The sequence below is a fragment of the Escherichia sp. E4385 genome, from assembly GCF_963883145.1.
In the GTDB taxonomy this organism is placed as follows: Bacteria; Pseudomonadota; Gammaproteobacteria; order Enterobacterales; family Enterobacteriaceae; genus Escherichia.
On the sequence record NZ_CAWOOJ010000013.1, the window covers coordinates 362,020 to 378,537 of the forward strand.

Annotated in this window: 14 protein-coding genes and 4 tRNA genes; 10 read left to right on the plus strand and 8 right to left on the minus strand. The window is 46.6% G+C overall.

All coding sequences use genetic code 11. The annotated features are described in order from the left end of the window. Nucleotides 1-21 precede the first annotated feature (21 nt). Nucleotides 22-972, plus strand: coding sequence for an HTH-type transcriptional regulator Cbl (gene cbl, locus AACS80_RS13770; protein WP_130208637.1), 951 nt, complete (start codon nt 22-24; stop codon nt 970-972). Nucleotides 973-1,008: 36 nt separating this feature from the next. Here the strand turns inward: cbl and AACS80_RS13775 are convergent. Further along, nucleotides 1,009-1,084: transfer RNA gene (locus tag AACS80_RS13775), tRNA-Asn, on the minus strand. 160 nt (nt 1,085-1,244) lie between these two features. Here AACS80_RS13775 and yeeO point away from each other — a divergent pair. Both yeeO and AACS80_RS13785 read left to right on the plus strand, forming a co-directional pair. Beyond that, complete coding sequence (gene yeeO / locus AACS80_RS13780; RefSeq protein WP_339374555.1) at nt 1,245-2,702, plus strand: toxic metabolite efflux MATE transporter YeeO; 1,458 nt, start codon at nt 1,245-1,247, stop codon at nt 2,700-2,702. A 130-nt stretch (nt 2,703-2,832) separates the two neighbouring features. Then, a tRNA-Asn gene (locus tag AACS80_RS13785) sits at nt 2,833-2,908 on the plus strand. Nucleotides 2,909-3,002: 94 nt separating this feature from the next. Here AACS80_RS13785 and amn read toward each other — a convergent pair. The 3 genes from amn to AACS80_RS13800 all read right to left on the minus strand — a co-directional run bounded on the left by amn (nt 3,003) and on the right by AACS80_RS13800 (nt 6,312). Then, on the minus strand, nt 3,003-4,457 hold the full coding sequence (amn, locus tag AACS80_RS13790) for an AMP nucleosidase (RefSeq protein ID WP_135407118.1): 1,455 nt from the start codon (nt 4,455-4,457) through the stop codon (nt 3,003-3,005). 101 nt (nt 4,458-4,558) lie between these two features. Further along, nucleotides 4,559-5,875 (minus strand): shikimate transporter, encoded by a 1,317-nt coding sequence (gene shiA, locus AACS80_RS13795; RefSeq protein WP_135410110.1) that lies wholly within the window; start codon nt 5,873-5,875, stop codon nt 4,559-4,561. Nucleotides 5,876-6,222: 347 nt separating this feature from the next. Further along, nucleotides 6,223-6,312: transfer RNA gene (locus AACS80_RS13800), tRNA-Ser, on the minus strand. A gap of 93 nt (nt 6,313-6,405) precedes the next feature. On the opposite strand from AACS80_RS13800, the gene mtfA reads away from it, so the two are divergent. Then, a complete protein-coding gene (gene mtfA, locus AACS80_RS13805; RefSeq protein ID WP_130259958.1) occupies nt 6,406-7,203 on the plus strand; it encodes a DgsA anti-repressor MtfA in 798 nt (265 codons plus the stop codon). A gap of 100 nt (nt 7,204-7,303) precedes the next feature. Next, nucleotides 7,304-7,379 (plus strand) — tRNA-Asn (locus tag AACS80_RS13810). 83 nt (nt 7,380-7,462) lie between these two features. Here AACS80_RS13810 and AACS80_RS13815 read toward each other — a convergent pair. Further along, on the minus strand, nt 7,463-8,527 hold the full coding sequence (locus AACS80_RS13815) for a glycosyltransferase family 9 protein (protein WP_138183847.1): 1,065 nt from the start codon (nt 8,525-8,527) through the stop codon (nt 7,463-7,465). Nucleotides 8,528-8,818: 291 nt separating this feature from the next. Beyond that, nucleotides 8,819-9,670, minus strand: a complete 852-nt coding sequence (hchA, locus tag AACS80_RS13820; RefSeq protein ID WP_131161099.1) for a glyoxalase III HchA — start codon at nt 9,668-9,670, stop codon at nt 8,819-8,821. Nucleotides 9,671-10,361: 691 nt separating this feature from the next. On the opposite strand from hchA, the gene AACS80_RS13825 reads away from it, so the two are divergent. Continuing rightward, on the plus strand, nt 10,362-10,766 hold the full coding sequence (locus AACS80_RS13825) for a universal stress protein (RefSeq protein ID WP_135410109.1): 405 nt from the start codon (nt 10,362-10,364) through the stop codon (nt 10,764-10,766). An 88-nt stretch (nt 10,767-10,854) separates the two neighbouring features. Here AACS80_RS13825 and AACS80_RS13830 read toward each other — a convergent pair whose 3' ends face one another. Next, nucleotides 10,855-11,928 (minus strand): porin, encoded by a 1,074-nt coding sequence (locus AACS80_RS13830; protein ID WP_135410108.1) that lies wholly within the window; start codon nt 11,926-11,928, stop codon nt 10,855-10,857. Nucleotides 11,929-12,576: 648 nt separating this feature from the next. Between AACS80_RS13830 and drpB the strand changes: the two genes are divergently transcribed. The 4 genes from drpB to vsr are packed head-to-tail and all read left to right on the plus strand — an operon-like array spanning nt 12,577 to nt 15,529. Continuing rightward, entirely contained in the window at nt 12,577-12,858 is a 282-nt protein-coding gene (gene drpB / locus AACS80_RS13835; protein ID WP_246769576.1) for a cell division protein DrpB, read from the plus strand. A 39-nt stretch (nt 12,859-12,897) separates the two neighbouring features. Continuing rightward, a complete protein-coding gene (locus AACS80_RS13840) occupies nt 12,898-13,617 on the plus strand; it encodes a phosphohydrolase (protein ID WP_135410107.1) in 720 nt (239 codons plus the stop codon). 42 nt (nt 13,618-13,659) lie between these two features. After that, nucleotides 13,660-15,078, plus strand: a complete 1,419-nt coding sequence (dcm, locus tag AACS80_RS13845; RefSeq protein ID WP_135410106.1) for a DNA-cytosine methyltransferase — start codon at nt 13,660-13,662, stop codon at nt 15,076-15,078. Then, on the plus strand, nt 15,059-15,529 hold the full coding sequence (gene vsr / locus AACS80_RS13850) for a VSPR family DNA mismatch endonuclease (protein ID WP_130259948.1): 471 nt from the start codon (nt 15,059-15,061) through the stop codon (nt 15,527-15,529). The genes dcm and vsr overlap by 20 nt, the downstream gene beginning before the upstream one ends. Here the strand turns inward: vsr and yedA are convergent. Then, on the minus strand, nt 15,518-16,438 hold the full coding sequence (gene yedA, locus AACS80_RS13855; RefSeq protein ID WP_135410105.1) for a drug/metabolite exporter YedA: 921 nt from the start codon (nt 16,436-16,438) through the stop codon (nt 15,518-15,520). The genes vsr and yedA overlap by 12 nt on opposite strands. Nucleotides 16,439-16,518 lie beyond the last annotated feature (80 nt).

Below are 16,518 nucleotides of genomic sequence, written 5' to 3' on the forward strand. Positions count from 1 at the left end.
CTGATCTGCCCGGAGTTTACCGTGAATTTCCAACAACTAAAGATAATCCGCGAGGCTGCACGTCAGGATTACAACCTGACAGAGGTTGCGAATATGCTTTTTACCTCACAGTCAGGTGTCAGCCGTCATATTCGAGAGCTGGAGGATGAGCTTGGTATAGAAATATTCGTTCGTCGGGGAAAACGACTGCTTGGTATGACTGAACCGGGCAAAGCATTGCTGGTAATTGCAGAACGCATTCTGAATGAAGCCAGTAATGTTCGTCGACTTGCCGATCTCTTTACCAACAATACATCTGGCGTTCTCACTATCGCAACGACGCATACTCAGGCACGCTACAGCTTGCCAAAGGTCATTAAAGCCTTTCGCGAACTTTTCCCGGAAGTGCGGCTTGAGCTTATCCAGGGAACACCACAGGAAATTGCGACGTTGCTGCAAAATGGCGGGGCCGATATTGGCATCGCCAGTGAGCGTCTGAGCAATGATCCGCAACTCGTCGCCTTCCCATGGTTTCGTTGGCATCATAGTTTGCTCGTCCCAGATAATCATCCCTTAACAAAAATTACGCCATTGACGCTGGAATCAATAGCGAAGTGGCCGTTGATCACTTACCGACAGGGGATTACTGGTCGCTCGCGGATTGATGACGCATTTGTCCGCAAAGGTTTGCTGGCAGATATTGTATTGAGTGCGCAGGATTCTGATGTTATCAAAACCTACGTAGCCCTTGGCCTGGGGATTGGATTAGTCGCCGAACAATCCAGTGGCGAACAAGAGGAAGAGAATTTAATCCGTCTGGAAACGCGCCATCTTTTCGATGCTAATACCGTCTGGTTGGGACTAAAACGAGGACAATTACAGCGTAACTACGTCTGGCGTTTTCTGGAACTGTGCAATGCAGGACTGTCGGTTGAGGATATTAAGCGACAGGTGATGGAAAATAGTGAAGAGGAAATTGATTATCAGATATAGCAAAAAGCCCGCTATAAAGCGGGCTTTTCAGAAATTTGGCTCCTCTGACTGGACTCGAACCAGTGACATACGGATTAACAGTCCGCCGTTCTACCGACTGAACTACAGAGGAATCGCTGTTGAGGCACATCTTAACGGCGAAAAATCTTTTGTCAAACCTGATTTTTAAATTTCTCAACCGTTTGCCGTTTCTATCAACAGTTTGTTGCATTTGCAGACAATTTGCTGGCGAAAATCTTTGCAGCTTTGCTGATTCTCCCTCATTATTTGAAATGTGGTTTCACTTTCTGCAATTAAGGTCAGTTTTGAATATCTCCTCAGCTTTACGCCAGTTTGTTCACGGCACTCGCTGGCACGCAAAACGTAAGAGCTACAAGGTGTTGTTCTGGCGTGAGATAACCCCGCTTGCTGTTCCTATCTTTATGGAGAATGCCTGTGTCCTGTTGATGGGCGTACTGAGCACGTTTCTGGTCAGTTGGCTGGGAAAAGATGCGATGGCAGGCGTTGGGTTGGCGGACAGTTTTAATATGGTCATTATGGCTTTTTTTGCAGCTATCGACCTTGGTACTACAGTCGTTGTGGCATTTAGTCTCGGTAAGCGTGATCGACGGCGAGCGAGGGTAGCGACACGGCAGTCATTAGTGATCATGACATTGTTTGCCGTGCTGTTGGCAGCGCTTATTCATCATTTTGGTGAGCAAATTATCGATTTTGTTGCAGGTGAGGCCACGCCGGAGGTAAAAGCACTGGCGCGGACTTATCTGGAGCTGACAGTCATCAGTTATCCTGCGGCGGCAATCACCTTGATTGGCAGCGGAGCACTTCGCGGCGCAGGGAATACGAAAATACCGCTTCTTATAAATGGTAGTTTGAATATCCTTAATATCATCATTAGCGGCATATTGATTTACGGTCTTTTCTCCTGGCAGGGGTTAGGGTTTGTCGGGGCAGGACTGGGATTAACTATTTCCCGTTATATTGGCGCAGTCGCCATTTTGTGGGTTCTGGCGATTGGTTTTAATCCTGCGCTACGGATCTCGTTAAAAAGCTATTTTAAGCCATTGAATTTCAGCATTATCTGGGAAGTCATGGGGATTGGTATTCCTGCAAGTGTGGAATCCGTATTATTTACCAGTGGCCGGTTATTAACACAAATGTTCGTTGCCGGGATGGGGACGAGTGTTATTGCCGGGAATTTTATCGCTTTTTCGATTGCAGCTCTTATCAATTTACCAGGAAGTGCACTTGGATCTGCTTCTACAATCATTACGGGTCGAAGGTTGGGGGTAGGGCAGATAGCACAAGCAGAAATTCAATTGAGGCATGTTTTCTGGCTGTCCACTATTGGATTAACGGCAATAGCCTGGTTAACAGCCCCCTTTGCCGGGATTATGGCGTCGTTTTATACCCAGGATCCGCAGGTTAAACATGTCGTTGTGATTCTGATTTGGTTGAATGCTTTATTTATGCCGATTTGGTCCGCCTCCTGGGTACTACCTGCTGGTTTTAAAGGTGCTCGAGATGCTCGCTACGCCATGTGGGTTTCTATGCTGAGCATGTGGGGATGCCGGGTGGTAGTCGGTTATGTGCTGGGAATTATGCTTGGCTGGGGCGTGGTTGGCGTTTGGATGGGGATGTTTGCCGACTGGGCCGTGCGGGCGGTGCTGTTTTACTGGCGAATGGTGACAGGGCGATGGTTATGGAAATACCCTCGTCCTGAGCATAAATAGTATGAAAAAAAGCCAGATGTGTCGGAATAAACGACAAAGCGCAGATTATTTCAGCAAACGAATTCAAAATTAAAAAACAGGCTTTGACATTGTGGATGGGCATCGTTAATATTCGCCCCGTTCTCGCGATTCCTCTGTAGTTCAGTCGGTAGAACGGCGGACTGTTAATCCGTATGTCACTGGTTCGAGTCCAGTCAGAGGAGCCAAATTTCTGAAAAGCCCGCTTTTATAGCGGGCTTTTTGCTTTGTTACTTAATCAAATCCTTCACATCTTTCCCTGACGCAAAGGATCTGAACTCATTATCGGAACGGTGGTTCATTAAAGGTCCGCAGTTTACGCGAATGCAGTCGGTCGCCTTCTGCGCGCAGCAAGTCTATCGCCCGAATGCCAATTTGCAGGTGCTCGGAAATTGCGCCTTCATAAAAACGGTTAGCCTGACCGGGAAGTTTAATCTCACCATGCAACGGTTTATCTGAAACACACAGTAGCGTCCCGTATGGTACGCGGAAACGATATCCTTGCGCGGCAATGGTGGCACTTTCCATATCAATTGCTACGGCCCGGCTTAAGTTAAAACGAAGTGCAGAAGCTGAGTAACGTAATTCCCAGTTCCTGTCATCTGTGGTTACTACAGTTCCAGTGCGTAGCCGCTGTTTAACTTCCTCACCCGGCCTGCCGCTGACGAGTTTGGTGGCGTCATAAAGTGCACGTTGTACTTCAGCAATGCTCGGAATAGGAATATCGGGCGGCAGAACCGCATCAAGAACGTGGTCATCGCGTAAATAAGCATGCGCAAGTACGTAATCTCCAATAGCCTGGCTTTCACGTAATCCTCCGCAGTGACCAATCATCAACCAGACATCAGGGCGTAGCACCGCCAGATGATCGCAGATAGTTTTGGCATTTGACGGCCCCACGCCAATATTAACCAGAGTAATACCCTGACCATCGGTAGTGATTAAATGCCATGCGGGCATCTGGTGTTTTTTCCATGCGAGGTCGGAAATTGCTTCTTCCGGTGCTTCGGTTTCAGCGGTGATCCAGTTCCCGCCAGCACAAGAAAGGGCAATGTAGGGGCTATGAGGATCTAGGATCTGGCTGCACCCCCAACGTACGAATTCATCCACATAACGTGTGTAGTTGGTAAACAAGACGAACGGCTGAAAATGTTCGACTGGCGTACCCGTATAATGGCGTAACCGTGCGAGGGAAAAATCTACCCGACGTGCATCAAAATGCGATAGCGGGGAGAATTCCGTTGGATGATAAATGCCGTCTGCCGTTTCATCGCCAATTTGTGCCAGTTCGGTTGTCGGGAAATAACGAGTTAATCCGGCACTCATTGAGCGATCAAGCGTCAGCTCTGAGCCGTCGATGACATAGGGATAAGGAATTTCATGCTCTGACGGTTGCACGGAAATATGTGCACCATAATCCTGGTACAGCAGAGTTAATTGTTCATTAAGATATGAACGAAAGAGAGCAGGGCGGGTGATGGTAGTCGTGTAGCTGCCAGCGTGAGTAAAACGACCAAACGCGCGTGTTTTGGGAGGGTTTGTTGCGCTACCGTCCCAGGTCACGGTCAGCGATGGATAGACAAAAAGACCGTGTTTTCGGGCGTTTTCATCAGGCAGTTCGCCACTTTTAATATATCTGCCAATGGCGTTGCGTAAAGCGACTACAGATTTTTCATACAGCGCGTCAAGTTTATCCAGTGCCTGAGCTGGGGTCAGACCGGAGCCCTTATTATTCATGTGTGTCTCCTGTTCCATGCAATTACCGCATTTCCGATAGTATGTCACAGGAATGTGAAACAAAAGTGTAAGGCGAAGATCGGACGATCTTCGCCAGGCTATCAATCGTGTTGATTGTCTTTCATCAACAAAGCGGTTATTGCGGAAATCAGGCAGCCAGCCAGCAAATAAATGGCGACGCTATGCCAGTCTCCTGCAAAATAAGTAATCAGAGCAGCAGCAATAAAAGGTGTAAATCCACCGCCTACCACGCTGGCAACCTGATATCCGACGCCAGCGCCGCTGTAGCGATAACTGGCACCAAACATCTCGGTGAACATCGGCTGTTGCACGCAAACCACCATGTCATGCGCAATGTTCGCCAGCATAATGGAGAAGAAAACGATCCAGAAAATGGACTGTGCCTCAAGCGCTATAAAAAAAGGAAATGCGCTTAACGTTCCGATTATTGCGCCGCTGATATAAACCCTACGGCGACCAAAACGATCGGCAAGCCAGGCAAAACAGGGAATTGTCAGGCAGCTTAATCCACCCACCAGCAAACCAATATTGAGGAATAATTCGCGCGGCAGCCCCATATTCTGGGTCGAATAGTTAAGTGCAAAGGCGGTAACGATATACATCGTCAGCAACTCGCACAGTCGCAGTGCAATAATCTTAAGGAAAGCACCGGGATGTCGTAACAGAGCTTCGATAACCGGGATGCGTTTTTGCACCGCCGCTTGATTATGCTGCTGTTGTTCAAATTCAGCGGACTCCTCCATGCCATTGCGCACCCACAATGCACCCAGCACCAGTACGATGCTAAACAGGAAAGGAATGCGCCAACCCCAGCTCAAAAATTGCTCGTCAGTTGTCGTCATACTGATCAATGAAACCAGTCCGGTTGAAAGGAGTAGACCTACTCCGTAACCAACCTGCACGCCGCTACTGTAAAAGGCTTTTTTGTTTTTTGGCGCGCTCTCAACGGACAGCAACGCAGCGCCTCCCCATTCTCCGCCAACAGCAAATCCCTGAATAGCTCGCAGCATCACAAGCAAAATTGGAGCCCACCAGCCAATAGTTGAAAACGAAGGGAGAATGCCGATCAATGCTGTGGCGATGCCCATCATCCAGACGGTAAGCATCAACATGCGTTTACGCCCCAGTCGGTCGCCGAAATGGCCGAAAATGACACCACCGAGCGGACGAAAAAGGAAACCGACACCAAAGGTAGCAAATGCAGCGAGCGTTCCCATTGCCGGGCTTACCTGCGGGAAAAACTCGCGATTAAACACCAATGCGGCAGTAATGCCATAGAGTAAAAAATCATACCAGTCGACGACGGCACCCGCGAAACTGCCTAACGCAGCGCGTCGGGCGCGACTTAACGAAAGCGTTCCTTCATCGGGACGCGTGGAGATGAGCGTGGAGTCCATAGTGATCCTGTTTGTACTGTCTTTTTATAATTAGTATGGAAAAGGTAACTCACATTGCCGTCGATCTATAAACGAACCTTATGAGACTAACGCGACAGAAAGCATCTGCAAATGTTTTTATGCCAGGAACTGAGGATGAAGGGCCGGGAGAGGGTAACGGTAATATGCTGGAAACGAAACATAATTTTAGGTTCAGTTGCATATTACAACCGCGTTGAACAGAAAAATGTGAATGCTAAAGCCGCAAAGCATGCTTGGCTGATGCTATTTATCTCTGATGGGGTTTTTTGAATTTTCCTAATGGGATTTGTGTCACTGACACCAGGCGAGCTAATTGCTTGAATGATTGGCGGAGAGAGGGGGATTTGAACCCCCGGTAGAGTTGCCCCTACTCCGGTTTTCGAGACCGGTCCGTTCAGCCGCTCCGGCATCTCTCCGTTCAGATGGTTGCCATGATGCCAGGAAATTTGGCATTTTAACAGTCCCTGTCCGTGCAATTTTGTTCAAGTGACGAGTTTGCGAGCAAAACGATGATTAAGTGGCCCTGGAAAGTACAAGAAACAGATCATGAAGATACGCTGCCATGGAAGGAAGCTCTGGCGATACCTCTTTTGACATGTCTGACAGAGCAGGAGCAAAGCAAACTAGTCACTCTTGCCGAACGTTTTTTACAGCAAAAAAGACTGGTCCCGCTACAAGGATTTGAACTTGATGCATTGAAAAGTAGTCGCATCGCCTTACTTTTCTGCTTGCCTGTTCTGGAGCTTGGACTGGAATGGTTGGATGGTTTTCATGAAGTGCTAATTTACCCTGCGCCATTTGTGGTAGACGATGAATGGGAAGACGATATAGGGCTGGTGCATAATCAACGTATCGTTCAATCAGGACAAAGCTGGCAGCAAGGCCCAATCGTGCTGAACTGGCTCGATATACAAGATTCTTTCGATGCCTCGGGCTTTAATCTGATTATCCACGAAGTTGCACATAAGCTGGATACACGAAATGGCGATCGCGCCAGTGGGGTTCCCTTCATTTCTTTGCGTGAAGTCGCTGGATGGGAACACGATCTTCATGCGGCGATGGATAACATTCAGGAAGAAATTGAGTTAGTGGGCGAAAATGCCTCCAGCATCGATGCTTATGCTGCCAGTGACCCTGCAGAATGTTTTGCCGTACTTTCCGAATACTTTTTTAGTGCACCGGAACTTTTTGCGCCACGCTTCCCCTCGCTGTGGCAACGTTTCTGCCAATTTTATAAGCAGGATCCATTACAACGGCTACGAAATGCCAATGGGCGAGACACCAATTCAGTACCAAATGTTCATTAAATATAAATTTTGTTGCTTAATTAACCGATTGAAATGACTTACGAATTTTATTGTTGACACTCGCTGCGCTGCTAAGTAATATTCGCCTCGTTCTCACGATTCCTCTGTAGTTCAGTCGGTAGAACGGCGGACTGTTAATCCGTATGTCACTGGTTCGAGTCCAGTCAGAGGAGCCAAATTCAAAAAAGCCTGCTTTCGAGCAGGCTTTTTGCTTTTCTGCAAACGTGCTTTAGTGTTTGAATTTTTGTTAGAGCTTTCATTACGCTGTGACTGAAATTTTCGCGATAATCCTTTTCAGCGTATTGCTGAATTCATCCAAATTTAGATGATCAATAGCCTTTCCTACCACAATCGTCTCTGAAATGTCGGCCATGGCAGGCCAGCGAGTCTTATAATCAGCATACACGGCGATGACAGGAACATTATAAGCACTTGCCATGTGTAAAATAGATGTGTCTGGCGTTATTGCAAGGAAGGCAGCTCTTATGATTGCTGCAGACCGCATTATTGAAGGTGATAACGACAAATGATAAACGTTATCAAAATGCCGGGTTAGTTCCAGGGCTGTTTCCGAACCTTTCGGACCATGAACAATGACAATTGGCATGTCTGATTGTATTTTAATCATCTCGATGATTTTTTGTGCCATTGTTAGTGAAAATGTTCTCGCTTGCACGCTACCTTCTAAATTAAGAGCAATATATGAACCTAATGAATGCATCTCACAACGTACTTCTTTTAGCACTATTTCGCTGAGGGGCAATTCAAATATGGGCGGGGGCGCCGGAAATCCTACTTCTCGCATCATGAAGGCCCATGTCAGCGGTACTGGGGCGCGTAGTGACTGATCCATTTTCGACGCTGACTTACATATCGGTGAATAACATTTCATTGTTAAACCCACAACCTGTAAATTTGTATTGGCTCGTAAATGGCTAATAAATATCATCGTCTTCAGGTTTTTCTTGCGCATTGCTTCAATACAAAGATCAGGAGTTCCATATTGTTCATTGATGTTTTTTGCTAATTTTTTTATTTCTTTAATACTGGCATGATCCTGCATTGTCATAGTGACCAATGTTAATTTTGTTTGTTCCAGATGAAGTGCATCAAAAACAGATTTATTAATTGTTGATGTGACAATTAATAAGTGTTTTATTTTATGCATTTCAAGCGATCGGATTATTGGGTAAATAGCCATTGCATCCCCAATTTGATCGGGAATGTGAATAACTACGAATTCACTTTTAGCAATATCAGTATTTTTGCAGCGATAATCATAATACGCAAATGCAATACGTCTGAAAAATGATACAAATGACATTTCCAACCTCGCTTCCATTCTGGTTAAAACGTGGTGAAGTTTAACAGAAATGATTGATTTCTAAAATCGATAAATAATAACGTGGAATATGTTATATATTTATTGTTTATGTGTTAATTATTTTCGAGAATTATCATTTTGTTTAAAAACAGCTTGTGTCGCATTCTTCAGTCTGGGGTGCATAAAGTGAAGGGAAGCGTTAAAACGTCAGTAATTGGAGGTGGTCGTTTTCATGTTTGTTAAGTGGGGGAGAGTTACCCCCACTTTTATTCCACAGTAAGTGTCAGCCGATTAACCTACGTATGCGGCCAGCATCTCCTGTGCTGCCAGTTTGCCTAACGCATTTGCTGCGAAAGGACTGTCACCGGTTAAAAGTTTACGATCTTTGTGTACCCGGCCGGTAATATCATCATTGACGATGTTCATGCCCATTTTCTTCAGTTCTTCACCAAAGTACCAGGTCAGATGACCCGGCATGTAGCCAATCTCTGGTGTTTGTTTGTCTGCAGCGTCAGGGAATGCGCAAATTGAATAACCATTTAATGGGTTATCGCCGTGGCGAAGCGCCAGAAAGGCTGCCGGACCGTGGCAAAGGGAGATAACAAAACGGTCATTTTCGATTGCCCACCGCAGAGCGGCAGCCACGTCTTTGCTTTCTGGTAAACCAATGAGTGCACCGTGACCGCCAGGAACAAAGATTGCTGCGTACTCGCTGTCTGCGTTGAGGCTGGCGACAACATCTGCCAATTTTTTCGGATTGCGGAACAGAGATTTGTGCTGCTCAAAGAATGGCATCACTTTTTCATCTTTACGCGGCATAGCCCAATATTCAAATTTTGTCATCAGGCCAGAAAGCGTCGCAACCTCGAACTCGAAACCAGCAGCATGCAGATGATATAACGGCAGCAACGTTTCAATCGGATGGTTTCCTGTTGAGAAGAGCTTACCATTATCAGTTGGCAAATAGCGTTCATCGGCGGCGATTACCAGAATTTTTTGCTTTCCGCTATACGATTTTGGATAGTCTACCCCATCAAGATCAGAAATCGGGCTGGTATATTGGCCTAACGAATATTCTGACGGGAAGAAAGCATTATCTTCAGCCATATCGATTTGCGGATTCTTACTTTGTTGAACAGTCATAGTGTATTCCTTGTTGTTACTTATGTAGGTTAGTCACTATATTCGCGACTGAGCTGGTTGCTATTTTTAACCAGGTGGTAAATTGGAGTCAATATATCGAAAGCGGTATGCAAGGGGGAATGTGCGATGATTATGCTGCACTTGTGTCGAATATTAATCATGCCGATTTCTCCTTATTGCGTAAAGTGGTCGTAATTGGTGTTAATTTATTTTAGTCTATTTTTCAGAAATCAGGATATTGATTCACGGTAGCACAATTTTTAATTGTGGTGATTTTTTGTGCTCACGTGAAGTTTAGAGCGGCGCCAGATGTGCCTACAATAGGAGGATTCGCCTGAGGCCTGCTTAAAACAGGTAAATGCTGAAGCGAAGAATCTCGCCGGGCCATGCTATGAGAGTGTAAGTTAAGAAAATGAGATTATTAGCAAAAAAATAATCGTAAAACTGTCTGGCACGAGAGATTATCGCGAAAGAATGATGATCCAGATTAAGGTTTAACTGATGACAGATATGATTAATTACTTGTCATCAGATGTACTCTTTGCACAAATTGTCAGAGGGAATGGCCTGGAGACTAAAGTGGGGCAGCAACGATAACTTTTCCAAAAAAAACGACTTAAATATAGTATTAGAAATATGCACTAATAATTCAAGTGCAGTTGATTATATTGAATTTTTTCAGGGAATACCTATGTACCGAAATATTGTTATTCCGGTGAATATTTTTTCTCGGGATGATAGAGAGCAAGCGTTTTTGCACGCGCAATTTTTCGCCAATGTTTCTTCTGGACATGTTCACTTACTTGGCTTTATACCGGAATATTTAAGAGTTCTCGAGCGTGGGTATATTTCTGATATGCATCGTTTTAAAGAAGGTCTACGTGGGCAGGCTGTGTGCCGTTTAGCTCATATAGCAGAACAACTGGTTTTGCCTGAAGGATTTATTCATACATATGTTCATTTCGGCACTCTTCCGGAAGGGATAAAGGAACTTGCTGAACAACAACTGGCTGATGTTATTGTGCTGGGAGCTACGCAGGAATTAGGGTTTATCGACATGCTACGGCAGTTTAGCGTGCCGCTGTTGGTGATTTGATGTGGGATATAAAAAAGCCTGAGTTCGATGAGGGACGAACTCAGGCCGATATTATATTTACAGTTACGTGCCGCGGCGCGTTGGCTGATTAGAACTGGTAGACAATACCAACTGCAAACTGGTCATCAGTTGCGGCATCGGTAATCGCTGCATCATCTTTATCCAGCAGGTTAAATTTGTATGCTGTATAAACGTTCATGTTCTTATTGAAGTAGTACCAGGTACCAACTTCGATATAATTTACGCGGTCAGCATCAACACCTTTATGTCCATCACGAGCATAAAGATCTTTGCCTTTGGAAAATACGTAGCCTAAAGACGGACGTAAACCGAAGTCGAACTGATACTGTACAACAGCTTCAAAGTTTTGGGTTTTATTTGCAAAACGATCATTAGCCAAAACGGTCATGTTGCGGGTTTCACCGTACATCATTGCTGCATAGATATTATTTGCATCATACTTGGCTGCTAATGACCACACTTCAGCGTTATCACCGTAGCCGTCACCAGCTTGTTCATTAGTACGATCAGATTTGCTATATGTACCTACAAAACCAAAACCTTCGATGTTGTAGTCTACAGACAACGCATAGCCATCACCGTTTTGTTTAGTAACGCCACGATTGCTGTTCTTACCTTGATATTGAACAGCAAAATTCAGACCGTCAACCAGACCAAAGAAATCAGAGTTACGGTAGGTTGCAACACCGTTGGTACGACCGTTCATGAAGTTGTCAGCGGAAGCCCAGGAATCGCCACCCCATTCAACTAACATATCGGTATAAGCTGCGGCATCATAGGCAACACCGTAGTTACGACCGTAATCGAAAGATCCAAGTCCGTTATATTTCAAACCAGCGAAGGTTAAACGAGTTTTTTCTTGGTTAGTACCTTCAGGCTTGCTGGCGTCAAGGTTGTATTCAAACTGACCAAAACCAGTCAGTTCACTGTTGATTTGAGTTTCACCTTTAACGCCAAAACGAGCATAGGAGGTATCTTCGTTTTCGCTGTTATTATCATCAGTGTTCGACCAGATGCGCTCACCAACCATCTTGCCGTAGAAATCAACTTTATTGCCATTCTTATTATAAATTTCAGCCGCATTTGCTGCGCCAGCAACTAATAACGCCGGGACCAGCATTGCCAGAACTTTTCTTTTCATTATGTATTCCCTTGTGATTATAATCTTCATGAATATATCAATAAGTGCCGTTATCCAAAAAAAAGCACATTTGGATACTATTCTATGAAGTTCATTTTATTTTAAAGATTACATGTAACAAATGTATTTAAAAGATTTCAAAATGTTTCTATTCTATTTAATATAATTCATAATTATGAATTTCAGACATAAGCATTCATCATATTTATATTTGTATATCAATTGGTTATTGTTCTTTTGGAAGGATGGATTGCATCAATGATTGTTGAACTAAAGACTGAGTGTGATCTACTGCACATTAATGAACGCATAAAAAAAGCCGGCATCATGCCGGCCCAAAAAATATAAACAAGACGATAAAAGGCTAATAACGTAGTCATCATGACACAGAAAACAAAAAAGGTATAATTGTATTCAATGCCAATATATTCAAAATATGAATTAATCAATTATGCCCAAACAATAAACAAATGCCTTCCGACTTGTTTTTTCTGCACATAATGTCAGTGGTTAAGATTCATATATTTGTTCAAAAAATGAGTGAGACTTGACTGGCTCGACCGATGTGGAAAAATGTGACTTTTATCACATAACAGTATAAGTCTGAATTTTCCGGGTTATCTCAAAATGGAGTATGGTTCGACAGCAATGGAAGAAAGACTCTCTCGTAGCCCTGGCGGCAAACTGGCTTTATGGGCTTTCTATACCTGGTGTGGTTATTTTGTCTGGGTAATGGCGCGTTACATCTGGGTAATGAGCCGCATCCCCGATGCCCCCGTGTCTGGATTTGAAAGTGATTTAGGTTCAACTGCGGGAAAGTGGTTAGGCGCGTTAGTGGGGTTTTTGTTTATGGCCATGGTCGGGGCGTTGTTAGGCGGCATTGCCTGGTACACGCGACCTCGCCCCGTACGTAGCAGACGCTATGAGTAAAAACTGCTAAGGTTGCGACTCTTTGGCAGCGGAGCGCATATGGACTTACAACACTGGCAGGCACAATTCGAGAACTGGTTGAAGAGCCATCATCAGTATCAGGACGCGGCCCATGACCTGTGTCACTTTCGCCGCGTTTGGGCGACGGCACAAAAACTGGCGGTCGATGAAGACGTGGACATGCTGGTGATTTTAACCGCCTGTTATTTTCACGATATCGTGAGTCTGGCGAAAAATCATCCGCAACGGCAGCAATCTTCAATGCTGGCAGCAGAAGAGACGCGTCGCCTGCTATGTGAAGAGTTTGCGCAATTTCCAGCGGAGAAAATAGAGCCCGTTTGTCATGCTATTGCCGCACACAGTTTCAGTGCGCAAATTACGCCCTTAACGGCGGAAGCTAGAATCGTGCAGGATGCGGACCGGATGGAAGCATTAGGCGCGATTGGCCTGGCGCGCGTGTTTGCGGTTTCAGGCGCGTTGGGTGTGGCGCTGTTTGATGGCGAAGATCCGTTCGCGCAGCATCGCCCGCTCGATGATAAACGTTACGCGCTGGACCACTTCCAGACCAAGCTGCTAAAACTACCTCAAATGATGCAAACCACAAAAGGTAAACAACTGGCGCAACACAACGCCCGTTTTCTGGTGGAGTTTATGGCCAAACTTAGTGCTGAACTGGCGGGGGAGAATGAAGGTATCGATCACAACGTGATTGATGCGTTTTCGCCAGCTGACTGCGCGCGTGGCCCTAAACCGATGTAATTATGTTAACCTGTCGGCCATCTCATATGGCCGGTTAAATCTATGCAGGAAAATATTTCAGTAACCGATTCATACAGCACCGGGAATGCCGCACAGGCAATGCTGGAGAAACTGCTGCAAATTTATGATGTTAAAACGCTGGTGGCGCAACTTAATGGTGTGGGTGAGAACCACTGGAGCGCGGCGATTTTAAAACGTGCGCTGGCGAATGATTCGGTATGGCACCGTTTAAGTGAAAATGAGTTCGCCCACCTGCAAACGTTGCTACCCAAACCGCCAGCACATCATCCGCATTATGCGTTTCGCTTTATCGATCTCTTTGCCGGGATTGGTGGTATCCGTCGCGGTTTTGAGTCAATTGGCGGTCAGTGCGTATTTACCAGTGAATGGAATAAACATGCGGTGCGCACCTATAAAGCCAACCATTATTGCGACCCGGCGACTCATCATTTTAATGAAGATATCCGCGACATTACCCTGAGCCATAAAGAGGGCGTAAGTGATGATGCGGCGGCGGAACATATCCGTCAGCACATTCCTGAACACGATGTTTTACTGGCCGGTTTTCCTTGCCAGCCGTTTTCACTGGCTGGCGTATCGAAAAAGAACTCGCTTGGGCGGGCGCACGGTTTTGCCTGCGATACCCAGGGGACGTTGTTCTTTGATGTGGTGCGCATCATCGACGCTCGTCGTCCGGCGATTTTTGTGCTCGAAAACGTTAAGAACCTGAAAAGCCACGACCAGGGTAAAACGTTTCGCATCATCATGCAGACGCTGGACGAACTGGGCTATGACGTTGCCGACGCAGAAGATAACGGCCCGGACGATCCGAAAATCATCGATGGCAAACATTTTCTACCGCAGCACCGTGAGCGCATCGTGCTGGTGGGCTTCCGTCGCGATCTTAATCTGAAAGAAGATTTCACCCTGCGTGATATTAGCGATTGTTTCCCGGTGCAGCGAGTGACGCTGGCGCAGTTGCTGGACCCGATGGTCGAAGCGAAATATATCCTGACGCCGGTGCTATGGAAGTATCTCTATCGCTATGCGAAAAAGCATCAGGCGCGCGGTAACGGCTTCGGTTATGGGATGGTTTATCCGCACAATCCGCAAAGTGTCACGCGCACGCTTTCTGCCCGTTATTATAAAGACGGCGCGGAAATCTTAATCGATCGCGGCTGGGATATGGCGACAGGTGAGAAAGACTTTGACGATCCGCAGAATCAGCAACATCGCCCACGCAGATTAACGCCTCGTGAATGCGCGCGCCTGATGGGTTTTGAAGCGCCGGGAGAAGCGAAATTCCGTATACCGGTTTCTGATACGCAAGCCTATCGTCAGTTCGGTAATTCGGTGGTAGTACCGGTTTTTGCCGCGGTGGCAAAACTGCTCGAGCCAAAAATCAGACAAGCGGTGGCGTTGCGTCAGCGAGAAACACAACATGGCCGACGTTCACGATAAGGCCACGCGCAGCAAAAATATGCGCGCGATTGCCACGCGCGATACGGCAATCGAGAAACGTCTCGCCAGCCTGTTAACTGAGCAGGGGCTGGCGTTTCGTGTTCAGGAAGCCAGTCTTCCCGGACGTCCGGATTTTGTCCTTGATGAATTTCGCTGTGTGATATTTGCCCACGGTTGCTTCTGGCACCATCACCATTGCTATCTGTTTAACGTCCCCGCCACGCGAACAGATTTTTGGCTGGAGAAGATTGGTAAAAATGTCGAGCGCGATCGGCGCGATATCAGTCGTTTGCAGGAACTCGGCTGGCGTGTGTTGATTGTCTGGGAATGTGCGTTACGCGGGCGGGAGAAATTAACGGACGCGGCACTTACCGAGCGTCTGGAAGAGTGGATCTGCGGCGAGGGCGCCAGCGCGCAGATCGACACTCTGGGGATTCATTTACTCGCTTGATGCATCCTGAATGACGGGAGCGACAACGGGTTTTGCCGGGAAGAGATATTTCCCCAACGTGACCAGCACCACGGCGAAAACAATCACTCCTAGCGCCAGCCATTCAATCTTCGACAGCGTTTCGCCGCCCAGACCCGTACCCAGCAATACCGCGACCACGGGATTAACATAGGCGTAGCTGGTGGCCAGAGCCGGACTGACATTGCGGATTAAATACATATAAGCGTTGATGGCGATAATCGAGCCAAACAGCGTCAGATAGCCGACTGCAAGGAAACCAGAAAGCGAAGGGACTGCTGTCAGTTTTTCACCCGCAATCATCGACGCAACCATTAACACTACGCCTGCTGCCAGCATCTCAATGGCGCCTGCCATCATCCCTACCGGCAAGGTAATGCGCGAGCCATAAACCGACCCAAACGCCCAGCTAATTGAGCCGATTAAAATCAGCATTGCACCCCACGGGTTACCGCTTAAATTACCGCCACTATTGAGCATGATGATCCCGGCAAGCCCAATGGCGATACCCACCCATTCCAGTTTGCGCGTTTTAATGCCAAACAGGCGGCTGAAGCAAAGAGTAAACAGTGGCACCGTTGCCACCACCACGGCGGCAATGCCGGAAGGGACGTTTTGATGTTCGGCAACCGTCACCATACCGTTACCGACAGCCAGCAGTAACAGGCCAATAAGCGCGGCGTTGAGCAGGGGACGTAGCGGCGGCAATTTGTGCCCACGCAGCAGTAAAAATGCCATCAATAAAAGACCTGCTGCCAAAAATCGCACCCCCGCCATCATTAACGGTGGCCAGCTTTCAACGCCAATCCGAATGACAAAATAGGTCGAGCCCCAAATGATATACAACGCAAACAGCGCGCCAAAAAGCGGTAACAACTGGCGGAAACGCATAATCCCTCACGGTGGAAATAAAAAGGTGGTTCATAGTAAACGTGAAAATCATTCTGCTGGCGAGAGATATAATTGTGCTT